The organism is Mesorhizobium sp. M0207 (assembly GCF_040321995.1).
Taxonomy (GTDB): domain Bacteria; phylum Pseudomonadota; class Alphaproteobacteria; order Rhizobiales; family Rhizobiaceae; genus Mesorhizobium.
Map to the genome: position 1 here is coordinate 72620 of NZ_JAMYSQ010000025.1, position 16630 is coordinate 89249.

Sequence of the window (16630 nt, forward strand, 5' to 3'; positions counted from 1 at the left end):
ACCGATGTGAGGCGAGCCGGCTCTCGACTCTCGGGTTCCGAGGCTCAGGCAACGTTTTCCTGCCCCTACCAAGCGCACTCGCTCGCTGAGCAGAAATTTCCCGATTTTGCTGGCCATACGGAAAATTCATTCCCGAACCATTCGGCCGCAGGCTTGTCTTGCATTGTTCTGCGCAGGAACGATCTGCTAGAACGCCCGCACGAGAAATAGATTGTCCAGAAGTGCAGCTTGAACCAGGTGGCTGAAGATCGCGCCCCGTTGATGATACAGGCCCTTCCGTGGATCGGTACGAAAGAACGCTTACAGTCCATGAACATCGCACTTACGCACCTTCAGCGGCTTGAGGCTGAATCCATCCATATCTTTCGCGAGGTGGCCGCAGCCTTTGCCAAGCCGGTCATGCTCTATTCGGTCGGCAAGGATTCGTCCGTGCTCATGCACCTGGCGATGAAGGCATTCTATCCGGCCAAGCCGCCCTTTCCGTTTCTCCACGTCGACACGACGTGGAAATTCCGCGAGATGATCGCCTTTCGCGACCAGATGCAGCAAAAGCTCGGCTTCGACCTCCTGGTCCATGTCAATGAAGACGGTGTGCGCGACAACATCAACCCTTTCGACCACGGCTCCAACACCCACACGCATGTGATGAAAACGGTGGCGCTGCGGCAGGCACTCGACAAATACGGGTTTGACGCAGCCTTCGGCGGCGCGCGGCGCGACGAGGAGAAGTCGCGCGCCAAGGAGCGGATCTTCTCGTTCCGCAACGCCCAGCATGTCTGGGATCCGAAGAACCAGCGGCCGGAGATGTGGAAGATTTTCAACACTCGCGTCGCTGCCGGTGAATCGATCAGGGTGTTCCCGTTGTCGAATTGGACCGAGCTCGACATCTGGCAGTACATTCTCCAGGAAGACATCCCGATCGTGCCGCTGTACCTGGCCAAGGAGCGGCCGGTCGTCGAGCGCGATGGCATGCTTATCCTGAGGGATGATGAGCGCATGCAGCTGCGGCCCGGCGAAGCAGTGGAGAACCGGATGGTGCGGTTCCGCACGCTCGGCTGCTATCCGCTGACCGGCGCGATCGACTCGGAGGCCGACACTCTGGAGGCCATAGTCGGCGAAATGCTCACGGCGCGCACTTCCGAGCGGCAAGGTCGCCTGATCGACCGTGATGAAGCCGGCTCGATGGAAAAGAAGAAGCGCGAGGGGTATTTCTGAGTATGCGCCACATCATGGCCAAGAGCCTCGCCCCGACCGACGGCGTCCGCGACTATCTGGCGGCGCAAGAACGAAAGTCGCTGCTGCGCTTCCTGACCTGCGGCTCGGTCGACGACGGCAAGTCGACGCTGATCGGGCGCCTGCTTTCCGACACCAAGCAGATTTTCGAGGACCAGCTGGCCACGCTCGAGCGCGATTCGCGCAAGCACGGGACCACCGGCGATGATGTCGATTTCGCGCTGCTGGTCGACGGCCTCGAGGCCGAGCGCGAGCAAGGCATTACCATCGACGTCGCCTATCGCTTCTTCGCCACGCCAAAGCGCAAGTTCATCGTCGCCGACACGCCCGGCCACGAACAGTACACGCGTAACATGGCGACGGGTGCATCGACCGCCGATCTCGCCATCGTGCTGATCGATGCTCGCCAGGGCGTACTGCGCCAGACAAGGCGGCATTCGATCATCGCCTCGCTTCTGGGCATCCGCCACATCGTGCTCGCAGTCAACAAGATCGATCTTGTCGGCTTCGACGAGGCGGTGTTTAAACAGATCATCGCGGATTACGGGCAATTCTCGCGTGAGCTCGGCTTCCAGACGATCGTGCCCATTCCGATGTCGGCCCGCTACGGCGACAACGTTACCGGCCGTTCCGATAGGACGGACTGGTATTCCGGCCCGACGCTGATCGAACATCTCGAAACCGTGTCGGTTGACGAGGCCGCGGTCGAATTGCCGTTCCGGTTTCCTGTCCAATATGTGAACCGTCCCAATCTCGATTTCCGCGGCTTCGCCGGCACCATAGCGTCCGGATCGGTTGCGCCGGGCGACGAGGTGGTCGTCGCGAAATCCGGCAAGTCCTCCCGTGTCAGGCGCATCGTCTCGCATGGCGGAGATCTTCAGCAGGCTATCGCCGGCCAGGCCATCACCCTTGTCCTCGACGACGAGGTGGAAGTCTCGCGCGGCAATATACTGGTGTCGCCGGCAACGCGGCCGCAGGTCGCCGACCAGTTCGCCGCCAACATCGTCTGGTTCGACGAACACGCTCTGCTGCCCGGCCGCTCCTACATCCTGCGCACCGAGACCGACCAGACCAGCGCCACCGTCACCGACCTGAAATACCGGGTCAACGTCAACGACTTTGCCCATGAGGCAGCCAAGTCGCTTGAAATGAACGAAGTCGGCATCTGCAACATTTCGACGCGGTCGCCGATCGCCTTCGATCCGTTTGCCGAGAACCGTACCACCGGCGCCTTCATCCTCATCGACCGCATCACCAACGCCACGGTCGGCGCCGGCATGATCCTGCATTCGCTGCGCCGCGCCGAAAACATCCACTGGCAGTCGCTCGATGTCGGCAAGCGCGCCCGCGCCGATATGAAGAACCAGCGGCCGGCCGTGTTCTGGTTCACCGGGCTTTCGGGCTCGGGCAAGTCGACCATCGCCAATCTGTTCGAAAAGAAGCTGTTCGCCACCGGGCGCCATACCTACATTCTGGATGGCGACAACGTCCGTCACGGCCTCAACCGCGATCTCGGTTTCACCGATGCCGATCGTGTCGAAAACATTCGCCGCGTCGCCGAAGTGGCACGCCTGATGGCCGACGCCGGGCTGATCGTCATCGTGTCGTTCATTTCGCCATTCAGCGCCGAGCGGCGCATGGCGCGCGAACTGATGGCCGACGGCGAATTCGTCGAGGTGTTTGTCGATACTCCCTTCGAGGAATGCGCCAGGCGCGACCCGAAGGGTCTCTATGCGCGGGCGTTGAACGGCGAGATCAAAAACTTCACCGGCGTTGATTCACCCTATGAGGTGCCGGAAAAACCTGAAATCCATCTCAAGACCCTCGGCAGATCGGCCGAGGAGATGGTGGACGCCCTGGAACACTGGCTGAACGAGCGGGACATTGCCGAAGACCAATATGACAGCGGCGGCGGTATCTGACGACGAAGCGATGCTCGCCGTCTTCGAGCACCTTGCCTTGGCGGCGGGGCGCGAGGTGATGCGCGTCTTTCGTGCCGGCTGTGCGGTCGACAGCAAGTCGGACAGTTCGCCAGTGACGGAGGCGGATCGCGAGAGCGAGAAGATCATCCTTGCCGGGCTACGCGCCGCATTTCCCGAGATTCCGTGCGTGGCCGAGGAAGAAGCTTCGGCCGGCATCATGGCGCCAGATCTCGGCGACGCCTTCTTCCTGATCGATCCTCTCGACGGCACCAAGGAGTTCGTCAACCGGCGGACCGATTTCACTGTCAACATCGCGCTGGTTCGCCATGGCGTGCCGGAGATCGGCGTTGTCTTCGCGCCTTGCACCGGCCGCTTCTTTTCCGGCCGGCCGGGCAAAGCGGAAACGATCGAGATCAATGACGACTACGAGATCGTCGATCGCCAGCCGATTTCGGCAAGGGCCGGTATGGTGCCGCTGACCGTCGTTGCCAGCCGCTCCCACAACACGCCGGAAACCGACGCCTATATCCGCGCGCTTGGCGCCGCCGAGATCGTCTCGGTCGGCTCGTCGCTGAAATTCTGCCTTGTCGCCGGCGCCGAGGCGGACGTCTATCCACGCTTCGGCCGCACCATGGAGTGGGATACGGCCGCGGGTGACGCGGTGCTACGCGCCGCCGGCGGCATGACGCGCACGCTGGATGGTGAGCCGCTCGCCTACGGCAAGCGCAACCAGAGTGACGACGAGGATTTCGCCAACCCGCATTTTATCGCCAGCGGCAAGGCTGCTGGATTTGGCTAGACGGTGATTGCGCCGTTCCAGACCCGTACGAAAGTGCGGGTGTTGCACGTGACTTATGCAAGCGACCTCAGATACTGCTCGAGATCTGTAAAAACAGCGGTACGATCCCATCCAGCCGACAGTTGGGTCGGCGTGGCCGATTCGCTTCGTGTGCGGTCGATGCTGCGGGGCCTTCACACGGGTGTATCCAAATTGCTGTATACCGATAGACTTGAACGGCTATACGCGCGAGTGATGGCGTTCCACATCAAAAATCCCGAGACCGACGCACTGGCCCGCCGGCTCGCCGCAGTTAAGAGGACTGGTCTGACAGAGGCCGTCCATGCCGCGCTCAAGCATGAGCTTGAGCGCGAACAGGCTAGACGGTCCCTGGTAGAGATCGGCGTCAGGTTCTGCCGTGATCTGCGAGCCCGGGGCAAGCCTGATCGCGGCAGGCCCGCCGACAAGGCGTTTCGCGACAGCCTGTACGAGAATGACTGATGTTCACCGACGCCTCGGCCCTGACGGCGCTGATGACCAACGAGGATGATGCGCGAACTCCTGGCCGGGACCCGGCGCGCCTGAACGGTGTTGAACCGGACTTTACTTGGCTGGCCACGGTCCAGATTGATCACGTTCAAGAACCTAAAGTGCGGCGGGCTTGCTTCGGATGGTTAAGGCCAGGAGCGCCTCTGAAAGTCGTTTCTTCGCCCGCTCCACCCCGTTCTCGTCGATTGCCTCAACATCGAGGAACAAGTCGAGACCAGTCGCATGCTCGCTGATGACCTGAGGGCGCTGGGCGAGTTCACCCAGGAGGCCCTCGACTTCGTAGGGGACAACCTCCCGGCTGATCCCCTTCATGGCAATGGGTGCTAACGGACGCGCCCGGACAAGGTCGCGCACGAGCGCGTAAGTCTCATAGCTGAGGCAGATGCCGCCGGGCTCGGCAATCGACTGCAGCCGGGCCGCCAAGTTCGCCTCGGCTCCAATGATCGTGTAGTCCATCCGATCATCGGAACCGAAGTTCCCAACGTTGCAATAGCCCGTGTTGATGCCCATGCGAGCTCGGAAGGGCCGTTCAACTCCGCGGTCATGCCACACCCTGTTCAACTGCTCCAGCCGACGCTGCATGTCGACAGCCATGCGCAAGCAGGCTCTCGCGTCTTCCTCGACGCCTTGCGTCTCGGGGTCTCCGAAGAACACAAGAAGCGCGTCGCCGATGAACTTGTCGACGGTGCCGCCGTGTTTGAGCGCGATCGTCGACATCTCGGTAAAGTACTCGTTGAGGAGAAGCGTCAGATCCTCGGGCTGGAGCCGTTCCACGATCGCGGTGAAATCCTTGACGTCGGAGAAAAAGATCGTGAGCTTCTTGCGCTCGGTCGCGATGGTGACGTCCTTCTGGCCGCTGAAGATGCTTTTGTAGATTTGAGGCGAAAGGTATTTGGCGATCTTCAATGAAATGGCGGCCAGGAAGTCGTTTGCCTCCGAAAGCTCCTTGTTGATGCCCTGAATCAACGCGGCCTGCCGACGCTGCAGGAGAATGAACGTCAGGCCCGCCGCCGCAGCGAAACCGAAATACAGGAGCAGATACTTGAAGGTCAGCACGTTCGCAGCAATAGGCTGATTGACTGATATCTCCTGGATCCCTCGGACATCCCCCACCTTCCAGTCCGTCTTGGGGCTGTCCGGGTGTGAGTTATGGCAGGTCACGCACACTTGTCCCATTATGACAGGGGCCGCGGCGCGCACCTGCCGGTCAAACAGTGAGCCCGAGACCTCGATGATCGGCTCCTTCGGGTTGGCGCGCAAAGCCAAGATTGCATTCCGCTCGAACGCATCGAGCTGGTGGGGCGCGCGACCTTTGAAAGGCAGATCCGAGACGAACCGATATTTGACCGAGCCGTCATGAGCGCTGATGCGGTTGCCCAGTTCGATCGAGAGGGTTGCTGGAATAGGGATCGCGCCTGGCACGTCCCGGTAGTTGTGCGTCGCAGTCACGGCGCCGTTAGCTTGCAGCACGCGTCCCACGACGTCGCTGCCGTAGAATCCGCGCATTTCGTCGATGATGCGGCTGATTTCGCTGGCTTGCCTGCGCAGCATCCGTTCGGATAGGTCTCGGAGGTCGAGCCAGGCTGCAACGGGCAGACCGACAAGGCCGATGACCACTGCCGCCACCAGGAGCGGTCCCATGGTGCGCTGCTGACGCGCAATCTGTTCACCCAGTCCAGCCATTGTGCAAGCGCCCGGCCGTCTCAGTATGTGAACTATAGCTCATTCCCGGCACGGTACCAGAGTCAGTCTTGGCTCGATGAAAACAGGTCAGCCCTGCAACGTCGGACCGACCTTGAGCGGTTGTTGCGAAGCCCCGACCGCTCACAGCGGATTTCGCATTCTGGCGCTGGACGGGCAATGAATCAGTGAAGGGGATGTCGCAAACTCGCTTGTGGCCCGGAATGCGCTCCGCGATAACCGCTCAGGAGTCAAAAATCACCTCTGACAAGGTTGAGACTTGCAGTCGGAGAGCGGGTCGGAAAAGAAAGCGTCCCGCAAAACGTATCCGCGCGTCGGTCGACTATGGAATGGGCCACCGCGGCGGGGCGGCGCGCGTTGCCGGCAGCATGACGCGGACCTGGATAGTGCGCCGCTCGCCTGCGGTAAGCGCAACCTGAGGGAAGACGAGGATTTCGCCAATTTGCATTTCATTGCCAGCGGCAACGCTGCCACGGCCGCTTAGGCATCATGATGAACTCCAATCCCGTCCCTGCTCGTCGCGCCCCAATGACTCCGTCGCGGATGCGACGCCTAAGTGAGGCGCCTGTTTTCAGGCGAACGCTCGCGGCAGGGAATAACCATCCGGTGTGGATCGTGGCAGCGGCCTTTTCGCGTGTTAGACTGCTTGCATGGAGATCGACGCCGACAAGATCGACGAAGCCGTTCTGGGCCTGCTTTGGCTGACGCTGCATGAAGAGAGGCGCGCCTGGAAGGGGTTGGATTGGAATGCTCTGGATCGCTTGCACGAGAAGGGGCTGATCGCGAATCCGGCAAACAAGGCGAAGTCAGTGGTTCTGACAGATGAAGGACTGCGGCGTGCTGAGGAGCTATTCCGAACCCTGTTCACCCGCCCGGCGCCCTGAGCCTGAGCGCTGGACGGGCGCCTGCGAGCTGATAGCGCACATGGCTGAATTTCGACACCGGCGCCGCGCTGACCGCAGGCGGGACGGCCAGTGCTCTCGCCGTGGCGGACAAATTGGTATTCGTCACCTACGCCAACGGGTGCATCCAGTCTGTTAAAGGCAGTGGCAGAGAACAGCGCAGCCGCGGCCCTCAATCAACGGCATTGTCGCGAGGTCCACCATCCGCAAGATGCTTCTGCCGGCGAAGCGGCCTGCGACCCGGAGAACCGGCTTATTGCGGTCCAGCTCGAGAGGAGTTGGGAAGCCACGCTCAGGCGCGTGGGGACCTGCGAGGCCCGGCTGAGCGAAGTCCAGCGTGCGGAGCCTGTCGACGCGGTTCCGGACTTCACGGGCCTTGCCCAGGATCTCAAGGCCACCTGGAATGCGCCGGGTGTCGACATGCGCTGTCGTCAGCAACTGCTGCGCGCGCTCATCAAGGACATCGTGGCGGATGTCGATGACCATTCGCGCGACGTGATCTTGACGATCCACTGGCATGGAGGCCAGCACTCGCAGGTACGGGTTCGCAAGCCCAAATCCTGAGAGCATGGCCAGCGTACGCCTGAGGAGGCTCTGGCGATCATGCTCCATGGCAACCCGGTGGTCGGATGCCGAAATCGCTGCCACACTCAACCGCATGGGCATGCAGACCGGTCAGGGAAAGACCTGGACCGCGCGACGCGTCCAATCGCTGCGCACGGTGCACAAGATCAGCGGCTATCACTCGTCCGACAAGAATGGCGAGTGGCTCACTATGTCGGATGCGGCCGCGAAGCTCGGCGTGTCGCACGTCAAAATCCGCCGGTTCATCAGGGATGGCCTCTTACCCGCCGAGCAGGTCATGCGCGGCGCGCCCTACCAGATCCGCGCCAGCGACCTCGAAGACGAACGGATCAAGGCCGAACTGGGCGCGCAATACTCCGCGTCGCATCCACGACGATAACCAGGAATCGCCGCCATTTGCAAAGGAGGTGCATAATGAATCTGGAGAGTTCTGTGTAGTCGCGGGCGCGATTGGGCAGGTACGCACGGGTCGCGACTACATTAAAGCCTGATTGAACTGAACCGCGGGATGGCGGGCGGGGCTATGGGGATTTAGGGCTCGACAGTGTGTCCGAGGCGCCGGAGCGGGCTCGCCGATCGCTCTTGGGCGGTCGCCCGTCGTCGCGATACAGGACTATCTGCGACGCGAGAGACGGCGCCATTTGGGTCGTTGACGCAGAGGTGCAGCGTACCGCGCACCGGCGACCGGACCGGCCTCAATCCATTCGCTGTCCTGCCGCCAACGGCGCCATCACCCAACGCGTCAGTCGCCTTCGTGTTGTCGCACCTTGCGTTACCGACTGCATCTTCTGCGGCTTGGAGAGAACATCGGCAAGCGCTATCCGCGGCCAAGATGGTCCGGCAATTCAGCCGCTGTCGTGGCGGCCGGGAGCGGACTTGCAGCTTCTGGCCATCCTAAAAGCGATGGCAGACATTCAAGCAGGTGGGACTGCAGTCTCAACTGACCCAAAGGCGAAGATCCCGAACGGACCTTTCAATGACCGCCTCGTGCCCATCCCGTCTCTTCCGACGATCGCCGACCAGGGACCGGGAACACTTCCATAAACTGCGGGAACATTGGAGCGGCAAGGCCACGAGTTACTCGCTCGCGCTTGGCCGACGCTGGCTACGCCGTACCAGAAGGTTGGCGACGACCAGGAGCACTATAGACAGCGCCATCATCAGGGTCGCGGCGGCGGTGATTGCCGGGGAGAGCTTCTCGCGCAAGCCGATGAACATTTCGAGCGGCATGGTGCGTTGGTTGGCGCTGGCCAGGAACTGTACCACGACGACCTCGTCGAACGAGGTAACGAAGGCGAAAGCGGCGCCTGACAGTACGCCGGGCAGGATCAGCGGCAGCATCACCCTGAAGAACGACGTGATGGGCTTTGCTCCGGAGATGGCGGCAGCGCGCATCAGATTGCGGTCGAAGCCGGTGAGGCTCGCTCCCACCGTGACGACGACGAAGGGACTGGCGAGCGCGGTGTGCGCCAGGATGATGCCGGCATAGGTGCTGGCCAGGCCGACGCGGGCATAGAACAGATAAGAGCCGACGGCGGTGATCACCACCGGCACGATCAGCGGCGACAGCAGCAGCGGCATGACGATGCGGCGGCCGGGAAACTTTTCGTCGGAAAGCGCAATCGCTGTCAACGTGCCGAGTATCGTCGCGATCAGCGTCGTCCCGAACGCAACGATCAGGCTGTTGCCGATCGCCGATTGCCAGCGTTGGGTGCCAAGCACGACCGCGTACCAGCGCGTCGAAATTCCCTCCAGCGGAAAGATGAAGAAGGCGCCGCTGTTGAACGACAAGGGGACGGGAACGAGGATCGGCACGAGCAGGAACAGGATCACCATGCCGCACCACAGCCACAGCAGGGTGATGCGGATTCTTTCGCCTGTCGTCGGATAGGGAGACAGCAGCATGGCTACACCAGCTTGAGACGGTCGAGGCCGAGGATGCGGGCGAAGATGCCAAACAGCGCCAGGGTGAAGACGAGCAGGATGAAGCTCAGTGCTGCCGCCATCTCCCAGTTCAGCTCGACATTGACGTAGTTGGCGATGAAATTGCTGATCAGCTGATCGCTTGCACCGCCGATGAGCGCCGGCGTGATGTAGTAGCCGAGGCACAGAATGAAGGTGAGCAGGCAACCGGCCATGACGCCCGGAAAAACCTGTGGAAGATAAACGCGGCGGAACGCGGTGAAGGGTTTTGCGCCGAGCGAATAGGCGGCTTTCATCTGCGAGGCCGGGATCGTGCGCATAACGCTATAGATCGGCAGCAGCGTGAACGGCAGCTGGATATGGGTCATGGCGATGATCAGTCCGATGCGGCTGTACATCAGGTCAAGCCGGTCGTCGGCAATGCCGAGCCACAAAAGCAGGTCGTTGGCCAGGCCGAATTTCTGCAGGAGCACGGTCCAGGCGGCGGTTCGCACCAGGATCGACGTCCAGAATGGCAGCAGCACCGCGACGATGAGGATGGCGGCGAGGCCCTTGGGTACCGAGGCGATGAGATAGGCGAGGGGGAAGCCCAGTATCAGCGTGGCCAGCGTCACCGCCGCGGCGACGAAGAATGTGCGCATGAACACCTGCAGGAAGATCGCCTGTTGCGGCGGCACTCTTTCAATGCCTCCATCGGCGTTCCAGCGCAGATCGAGCGCGCTCAGCAGGTAGAACGACGTCACGCTATGGGTGCCGCTCTCGATGACCGGCCACGTGCCGGGCGCCGACCAGAACGGCACGGCTTTCATCACCTCCAGCGGCGGCCTGTCGGCAGCTTCAAGTTGGCGTACCGTCTTGAGCACCTGGCTGCGCGCACCGGGCAGGCGGGCGTTCAGGCTTTTGGCGAGCTCATATGCCGTGCCCATGGCCTGATTGTCCCTGAGGTCGGCGGCAAGGGCCAGGAAGGCGGCATCTCCTGGCAGTCCCGCGCCGTTCCAGCCGCGCAGCGCTTGGCTGGTCTGCGGCAAAGCGTCGGCAATCGTCGGGTCATAGACGGCGCGCGATAGCAGCAGGACGATCGGGATGCCGAAGCTCAGCGCCAGGAGCACAAGCAAAGGCGCCGCCAGCGCCAGTGACCGCAGCCGATCGCCGAACTCGGCGCGCCGAAGTTTTGCCGTGACCGATTTCGCCGCTTTGATATCGGCGGCCGACCGGTCGCGCGCGAGGCGCGGCCGTTCCAACTTCGTGGGCTCAAGCGCCGTCATTTTTCCTACTGCGCGAGCCAGGCGTTGAAGCGCTTGACCAAATCCTCGCCGTAATCGCCCCAGAATTCGGTGTCGGCGACCAGGTAAGCGCTCATATGGTCGGGCGCATTCGGCAATTTGGGCAAGGCGTCCCGCGCGACAAAGGAAGCTGCATCGGTGCGCACCGGCCCGTAGGTGATGTAGCTGGCCAGCTTGGCGTTAATTTCCGGCTGGCTGATATAGGCAAGGTACTTGTAGGCCAGGTCCGGACTCTTGGCCCCCTTCGGAATGGCGATCATGTCGTATTCGAGGATTTGGTTGTTCCAGACGATCTTGAACGGCGCCCCATCCTTATCGATGGCGTTCTGGATACGGCCGTTCCAGGCGGTGGTCATCACCACTTCCTTGGATGCAAGGAGCTGCGGCGGCTGTGCGCCGGCATCCCACCAGACGATGTCTTTCTTGATGGTGTCGAGCTTCTTGAAGGCGCGGTCGACGCCTTCCGGCGTGGCCAGCACCTTGTAGACATCGGCCGGCGCGACGCCATCGGCCATCAGCGCCCATTCCAAATTCTGCGCCGGGAACTTGCGCATCGCTCGCTTACCGGGAAACTTGGTCGTGTCGAAGATGTCGAGCACCGAGGTCGGCGCCTCTTTCAGCACGTTGGGATCATAGGCGAGCACGTCGCCATAGGCGTCGAGGCCGACGCCGCAGTCGAGCGCGGAGCCTTCGAGGAATTTTTCGCGCGGCGCGATCTTGGAATAGTCGAGGCGCTCGAGAATGCCGGCGTCGCAACCTTGCAGGACGGTCGCGGTCTCGACCGTCACCAGGTCGATCGGCACGTTGCCGGTGTCGACCATGGCTTTGACCTTGCCGAGATCGCCGAGATATTCCTGCTCGACGATCCTGGCACCGGTCTCCTTGCTGAACGGCTCGAACCATGCCTTGCGCTGGGCATCCTGCCAGGCGCCGCCGCTGGCCATGATCGAAAGCTCGTCGGCGAAGGCGACATGTCCTGAGGTGATGAATGCTGTGGCTGCCGCAAAGGCGAACAGCCGGGCTCTTGTAATTTTCATTGTTGTTATTCCCCTGTTTTCGAGATGGAACCGTCCGTTGCGGCATCTGCCGGAAAGGCACGGCAGTCGTTGGGCGCGCAGGAAACCGTGACCGGTCCCCCGTTGCCCATGGTCGTTTCGGGGCCGATCTTGACCGTCAGCACCTGTCCGTTTTCCAGCCGGGCCAAAAGACGCTGGTGGTCGCCGAGATAGATGCGGCCTTCAACCGTGGCGGCCAGCCCATTTGCTCCGTTCGAGGCGGGCGCAAGCTTCAGCCGCTCCGGGCGGATAGCGACATGGCAGGCATCGCCCTCCGCAACACCGATGGCGAGCGCCGTGACCGAACCGCCGCCGTCCAGCGCGACGCGGCACTCCTTGCCAGAGACGCGCTCGACCTTGCCGAGCAGGGTGTTGTTCTCGCCGATGAAGCTCGCGACGAACGAAGTTTGCGGCGCGTTGTAGAGATCATCCGGCCAACCGAGCTGGGCAATCCCGCCATTGTTAAAAACGGCGACGCGGTCCGACATGGTCAGCGCCTCGCTCTGGTCGTGCGTCACATAGACTATGGTGACACCGAGCATCGTGTGAAGTTGCTTGATCTCGAGCTGCATGTGCTCGCGCAGCTTCTTGTCGAGCGCACCGAGCGGCTCGTCCATCAGCACCAGGCTCGGCTCGAACACCAGCGCGCGGGCAAGCGCGACGCGCTGCTGCTGGCCGCCGGAAAGCTGTGCCGGCCGCCGGTCGCCGAACTGCCGCAGCCGCACCATGTCGAGCGCGCGGCCGACGCGGGCTGCGACTTCCGTCTTGGTAATCTTGCGAACGGAGAGCGGGAAGGCGACGTTCTCCTCGACGCTCATGTGCGGAAACAGCGCGTAGTTCTGGAACACCATGCCGATGTTGCGCTCGTAGGGCGGCAGCCTGTCGACCGACCGGCCTTCAAGCGCAATGACGCCTCTGGTCGGCCGTTCGAAGCCTGCAAGCATGTTGAGCGTCGTCGTCTTGCCCGAACCGGAGGGTCCAAGAAGGGTGAGGAACTCGCCGCGCGCAACGCCGAGGTTCAGCCGCGATACCGCGAACGTGCGGCCGTCATAGGATTTCTCGACATCGATGAATTCGACAAATCCTTGGCTGCCGGCATCGGCTGCCCGTGCAGGACCGGCGCTGTCACGCGACAGGGCTGTCGCTTCGGCCATCACGGACGCAAGTCCGTCGATCTGCGGCAGAAGCTGCATGTCGAAACGAGTTGGCGTTTACCGTGCATGTATGGGTCTCGCATGACGCTGCCGCACAATGGCGGCAAACCAAACTTGTATGCTCACACAATCGATCGCAAAAGAACCATAGATGCAGACAAGTTTGGCCGTCAAGCGGCTTTCTTCGGGATTGTGTGAGATTGTTCGGGCCGGATTTTAAAAATACCTGCCGGACAAGTGCTATTGTCTGGAGCATTGTCTTATGCTAGATGCGCCGATAGCCAGAGCGTCAACACACCGAAACCGCCAATCCGCATGCTTCAGGACCTGCAACTCGCTTCGGATGAAGGCCCGGTCTATCGGCGTCTTGCGGACGCTATTGCGGAACGGATCACGGCCGGCACACTTGCAGTTGGAGACCGGCTGCCGCCGCAGCGCGAGATTGCCCGCGCGCTGGGCATCAATGTCACCACGGTGACGCGCGCACTGTCGACGCTGCAGCAGCGCGGCCTGCTCGAAGCGCGGCCCGGACGCGGCACAACGGTCGCGGCCCGCAATGGCGGCGAAAGGCCAGGTTTCGTGTCAGCGCCGAGCGACGACACCGGCGTCATCGATCTTTCCGTCAACAGACCTGCGACCTCGGCCTATCTCGATGCGCTTGGGCTGCTGCTGCCGCGCCTGTCGAAGGACCGGCACTATGCCACGCTTCAGGACTATCATCCGCCCGAGGGGCCGCTTTGGGCGAGGATGGCAATCGCCGAGTGGATGAGACCGGTGGCGGGGGAAGGCGATCCCGGCCGCGTGGTGCTGGCGGCGGGCGCCCAGCATGGGCTGGATTGCGTGCTTGGCGCGGTGACCAGGCAAGGCGAGGTCGTGCTCGCCGACGAAGTGACCTATCAGGGCATCAATGCACTGTGCCGGGTGCATGGGCTCGACCTCAGAGGCGTCGCGATGGACCGTGGCGGCATGCGGGCCGACGCGTTCGATGTGGCCTGCGCGCAGCTCCGCCCACGTGCGGTCTTCCTGGTGCCGACCCTGCACAACCCGACGACCATCACGCTATCCGAAGAGCGCCGGCACGAGCTGATAGCTGTCGCCCGCCGCCACAACGTCCTAATCATCGAAGATGACGTCTACCGCCCCCTGGCAGACAATCCACTGCCGTCGCTTGCCAGCCTCGAGCCCGAACTGACGATCCATATCGGCGCCATGTCGAAATGTCTTGCCCCTGGGCTGCGCCTCGGTTTTGTGATCGCGCCACGCGCCATAGCCGGCCAGGTCGCAGCGGCGTTGCGTATCAACTGCTGGAGCATCAGTCCCTTGACGGCGCTGATCGGCGCACGGCTGATAGAAGAGGGCCTGGCGGCGCGCATAATAGAAACGCAGAAGCAGGAGCTGCGCCAGCGCCAGGCCATCCTCACTGAAATCCTCGGCCGCTACGATGTCCAGAACCACCCAACCTCGACCCACGCCTGGCTGCGCCTTCCGGAGCCGTGGCGGGGCGCGGCTTTCGCTCGCACCTGCCTGGAACGTGGCGTTGCCGTGCTCCCCGGTGATGCCTTCGCCGTTGGGCGCGAGCCGGTACAGCACGGCGTGCGTATCAATGTCGGCGCTGCGCGCTCGCTCGACGATCTGCGCACGGCCCTGAACTCGGTGGCCGAACTGTTATCTGCCGGCCATCTTCAATTGCCTGGTTTCGTCTAGGAATTTAAAGATGGCAGCGTCGGAAACGGTCGAAATCGCCATCGTCGGTGCCGGCGTTGTCGGACTGGCAACTGCACTCCGGCTCGCAGCTGAGGGTTGCGAAGTCCTGCTCATCGACCCCAATGAGCCGGGCTCCGGCGCCTCGTTTGGCAATGCCGGAACGATCGCCGAATATGCCTGCATGCCGGTCGGCAATCCGGCTCTGCTGCGCGCGCTGCCAAAGCTGCTTCTCGATCCCGACAGCCCTTTTTCCTTGCGCTGGCCGGCGCTGTTGCAGCTTGCGCCATGGCTGGTTCAATTCGTGCGGCAATCGCTTCCCGCCGCTACCCGCGCCAATGCGCTGGCGCTCGCCGGTTTACTGGCCGAGGCCCTGCCGGCCTGGGAAGAGATGGTGGAGGAGGCTGACCTGACAGACCTGCTGCGCCGCAACGGCTGTCTCTACCTGTATCGCCGCGAGAGCGATTTCGCCAAGGCCGCTGGGGGCAGGGCGCTGCGCGCCGGGTTTGGCGTCCATCAAGAGGTTCTGACGCCGGAAGCGGTGGCCGCGCTGGAGCCTGGCCTGCCCGCGACCGGGGCCAGCGGTCTGTACTTCCCCGACTCGATGAATGTCACCGATCCCGAGACAGTGATGCGGCGGCTGCTCGATGCCGCGGCCGACCGCGGCGTTTCGGTGGCGCAGGCTGAGATAACCGGACTGCGGGTTGAGGCGGACGGTGTCAGGCTCAGCGGTTCCGGCTTTAACATCAAGGCGAACACGGTGGTTATCGCCGCGGGCGCGCAATCGCGGGCGTTGGCCATACAGGCCGGCGACAGGATTCCGCTCGAGACCGAACGCGGTTATCATCTCGAATTTCCGACCGAAGCGCCTCTGCTCAATCGTCCGGTCTGTCCGGTCGATCTCGGCTTCTACATGACGCCGATGGCCGGCCGGCTGCGTGTCGCCGGAACCGTCGAGCTCGGCGGACTTGCAGCGCCGCCAAATGCGCGCCGGCTGGCGCTGCTCGATCGCGGTGTCAGGCAGTTCTTTCCACAACTCGGCCAGCCTTCATCCGAATGGCTCGGGTTCCGGCCATCGCTGCCCGATTCCCGCCCGGTCATCGGCCCGTCGCGCGGCAGCTCGAGGGTGATCCACGCTTTCGGCCACGGCCATCTCGGCCTGACGCTGGCGCCGATCACGGCGCGCCTGATTGCCGAGCTGATCATTGGTCGCGGCGATCCAGCGCGCATAGCACCCTTTGCGGTGGACAGGTTCGGCGCCTGAAGTCCACGCGGTCTGCGAAAAGACAACGTCGCCTGGGTTCGGAGGTGGGAGAGTGAATTTTCTGCCTTGGCAATGGTCAGCTCGCACGCGGAAAGCAGACCATCTGCCAGGGTGGCGCAACCGCGACCTCAGCAGCGGCACCAGCATTGTCAGGTTTTGGCTGCCTAAGCGAGTGGGACACCAGAGCCATTGGGTAGATGTTCACGCTTTGTGCTTGGAAGTCGCATAAAAAGGTAATGTGGAATGCACAAAGCAGCACGAGGAGTGGACCCCGTTCATAACGCGTAGGCCACGCTAACATCGGCTGGGTCCGCAATTCAGCTAATCCGGCCGTGCTTCTGACGCGACAGCGTGCAGGAGCAGGGTAACCTCGACATTGACGCTGGTGATGGCTTGCAAGTGAAGGGGCTGATTGGCCCAACGGGCGATGGAGACTACCAACGGGTAGTCCTCAACCGGCACCTCATGGATCTTGATCGTAAGCGCCAAGCTGACCCCATCTGGCGCGGCTTGAGGTGATGAGCGAGACATACTGACACTGAAGCAAGGAGCCGAGGAGCTTGCAGTGTCAATTTCTATG

General features: G+C 62.4%; 15 protein-coding genes. 9 read left to right on the forward strand and 6 right to left on the reverse strand.

The features are described from left to right. Nucleotides 1-309 precede the first annotated feature (309 nt). The 4 genes from cysD to NKJ15_RS26390 all read left to right on the forward strand — a co-directional run bounded on the left by cysD (nt 310) and on the right by NKJ15_RS26390 (nt 4434). A complete protein-coding gene (gene cysD / locus NKJ15_RS26375) occupies nt 310-1215 on the forward strand; it encodes a sulfate adenylyltransferase subunit CysD (RefSeq protein ID WP_352616519.1) in 906 nt (301 codons plus the stop codon). Between the two features lie 2 nt (nt 1216-1217). Then, complete coding sequence (gene cysN, locus NKJ15_RS26380) at nt 1218-3155, forward strand: sulfate adenylyltransferase subunit CysN (protein WP_352818581.1); 1938 nt, start codon at nt 1218-1220, stop codon at nt 3153-3155. A 10-nt stretch (nt 3156-3165) separates the two neighbouring features. Next, complete coding sequence (gene cysQ / locus NKJ15_RS26385; RefSeq protein WP_352818614.1) at nt 3166-3954, forward strand: 3'(2'),5'-bisphosphate nucleotidase CysQ; 789 nt, start codon at nt 3166-3168, stop codon at nt 3952-3954. A gap of 234 nt (nt 3955-4188) precedes the next feature. Beyond that, the gene (locus NKJ15_RS26390; RefSeq protein ID WP_352818583.1) at nt 4189-4434 is read left to right on the forward strand and encodes a type II toxin-antitoxin system VapB family antitoxin; all 246 of its coding nucleotides are present in this window, start codon (nt 4189-4191) and stop codon (nt 4432-4434) included. Between the two features lie 144 nt (nt 4435-4578). Here NKJ15_RS26390 and NKJ15_RS26395 read toward each other — a convergent pair whose 3' ends face one another. After that, nucleotides 4579-6165 carry an adenylate/guanylate cyclase domain-containing protein gene (locus NKJ15_RS26395; RefSeq protein WP_352818586.1) on the reverse strand — a complete coding sequence of 529 codons (1587 nt, stop codon included), beginning with the start codon at nt 6163-6165 and terminating at the stop codon, nt 4579-4581. A gap of 668 nt (nt 6166-6833) precedes the next feature. On the opposite strand from NKJ15_RS26395, the gene NKJ15_RS26400 reads away from it, so the two are divergent. The 3 genes from NKJ15_RS26400 (at nt 6834) to NKJ15_RS33065 (ending at nt 8049) form a co-directional block, all read left to right on the forward strand. Further along, nucleotides 6834-7067: a DUF6429 family protein gene (locus tag NKJ15_RS26400; protein ID WP_352542802.1), complete on the forward strand. Its 234-nt coding sequence runs from the start codon at nt 6834-6836 to the stop codon at nt 7065-7067. A 162-nt stretch (nt 7068-7229) separates the two neighbouring features. Further along, a complete protein-coding gene (locus tag NKJ15_RS33060) occupies nt 7230-7649 on the forward strand; it encodes a hypothetical protein (protein ID WP_502906946.1) in 420 nt (139 codons plus the stop codon). A 46-nt stretch (nt 7650-7695) separates the two neighbouring features. Beyond that, nucleotides 7696-8049, forward strand: coding sequence for a helix-turn-helix domain-containing protein (locus NKJ15_RS33065; protein WP_502906947.1), 354 nt, complete (start codon nt 7696-7698; stop codon nt 8047-8049). A gap of 698 nt (nt 8050-8747) precedes the next feature. Here NKJ15_RS33065 and NKJ15_RS26410 read toward each other — a convergent pair. From NKJ15_RS26410 to NKJ15_RS26425, 4 genes are read right to left on the reverse strand one after another with little or no spacing between them, the layout of a single operon-like run. Beyond that, nucleotides 8748-9575: an ABC transporter permease gene (locus NKJ15_RS26410; protein ID WP_352818588.1), complete on the reverse strand. Its 828-nt coding sequence runs from the start codon at nt 9573-9575 to the stop codon at nt 8748-8750. A gap of 2 nt (nt 9576-9577) precedes the next feature. Then, entirely contained in the window at nt 9578-10858 is a 1281-nt protein-coding gene (locus NKJ15_RS26415; protein ID WP_352818591.1) for an ABC transporter permease, read from the reverse strand. A gap of 5 nt (nt 10859-10863) precedes the next feature. Then, on the reverse strand, nt 10864-11913 hold the full coding sequence (locus NKJ15_RS26420; RefSeq protein ID WP_352818594.1) for an ABC transporter substrate-binding protein: 1050 nt from the start codon (nt 11911-11913) through the stop codon (nt 10864-10866). 5 nt (nt 11914-11918) lie between these two features. Next, nucleotides 11919-13085 (reverse strand): ABC transporter ATP-binding protein, encoded by a 1167-nt coding sequence (locus NKJ15_RS26425; protein WP_502906950.1) that lies wholly within the window; start codon nt 13083-13085, stop codon nt 11919-11921. Between the two features lie 315 nt (nt 13086-13400). On the opposite strand from NKJ15_RS26425, the gene NKJ15_RS26430 reads away from it, so the two are divergent. Together NKJ15_RS26430 and NKJ15_RS26435 are read left to right on the forward strand one after the other, a co-directional pair. After that, on the forward strand, nt 13401-14789 hold the full coding sequence (locus tag NKJ15_RS26430) for an aminotransferase-like domain-containing protein (RefSeq protein WP_352818600.1): 1389 nt from the start codon (nt 13401-13403) through the stop codon (nt 14787-14789). 10 nt (nt 14790-14799) lie between these two features. After that, complete coding sequence (locus NKJ15_RS26435) at nt 14800-16050, forward strand: NAD(P)/FAD-dependent oxidoreductase (protein ID WP_352818602.1); 1251 nt, start codon at nt 14800-14802, stop codon at nt 16048-16050. Between the two features lie 321 nt (nt 16051-16371). Here NKJ15_RS26435 and NKJ15_RS26440 read toward each other — a convergent pair. Next, the coding region (locus tag NKJ15_RS26440) for a hypothetical protein (protein WP_352818605.1) at nt 16372-16630 on the reverse strand (259 nt) is incomplete at its 5' end.

What these genes read in the sequence shown, in the direction of transcription:
- NKJ15_RS26415 (WP_352818591.1), bottom strand. Translation starts at nt 10,858, where the DNA reads ATGACGGCGCTTGAGCCCACGAAGTTGGAACGGCCGCGCCTCGCGCGC.
- NKJ15_RS33065 (WP_502906947.1), top strand. Translation starts at nt 7,696, where the DNA reads ATGGCAACCCGGTGGTCGGATGCCGAAATCGCTGCCACACTCAACCGC.
- NKJ15_RS26435 (WP_352818602.1), top strand. Translation starts at nt 14,800, where the DNA reads ATGGCAGCGTCGGAAACGGTCGAAATCGCCATCGTCGGTGCCGGCGTT.
- NKJ15_RS26410 (WP_352818588.1), bottom strand. Translation starts at nt 9,575, where the DNA reads ATGCTGCTGTCTCCCTATCCGACGACAGGCGAAAGAATCCGCATCACC.
- NKJ15_RS26400 (WP_352542802.1), top strand. Translation starts at nt 6,834, where the DNA reads ATGGAGATCGACGCCGACAAGATCGACGAAGCCGTTCTGGGCCTGCTT.
- NKJ15_RS26395 (WP_352818586.1), bottom strand. Translation starts at nt 6,165, where the DNA reads ATGGCTGGACTGGGTGAACAGATTGCGCGTCAGCAGCGCACCATGGGA.
- cysQ (WP_352818614.1), top strand. Translation starts at nt 3,166, where the DNA reads ATGCTCGCCGTCTTCGAGCACCTTGCCTTGGCGGCGGGGCGCGAGGTG.
- cysN (WP_352818581.1), top strand. Translation starts at nt 1,218, where the DNA reads ATGCGCCACATCATGGCCAAGAGCCTCGCCCCGACCGACGGCGTCCGC.
- NKJ15_RS26420 (WP_352818594.1), bottom strand. Translation starts at nt 11,913, where the DNA reads ATGAAAATTACAAGAGCCCGGCTGTTCGCCTTTGCGGCAGCCACAGCA.
- NKJ15_RS26425 (WP_502906950.1), bottom strand. Translation starts at nt 13,085, where the DNA reads ATGGCCGAAGCGACAGCCCTGTCGCGTGACAGCGCCGGTCCTGCACGG.
- NKJ15_RS26390 (WP_352818583.1), top strand. Translation starts at nt 4,189, where the DNA reads ATGGCGTTCCACATCAAAAATCCCGAGACCGACGCACTGGCCCGCCGG.
- cysD (WP_352616519.1), top strand. Translation starts at nt 310, where the DNA reads ATGAACATCGCACTTACGCACCTTCAGCGGCTTGAGGCTGAATCCATC.
- NKJ15_RS26430 (WP_352818600.1), top strand. Translation starts at nt 13,401, where the DNA reads ATGCTTCAGGACCTGCAACTCGCTTCGGATGAAGGCCCGGTCTATCGG.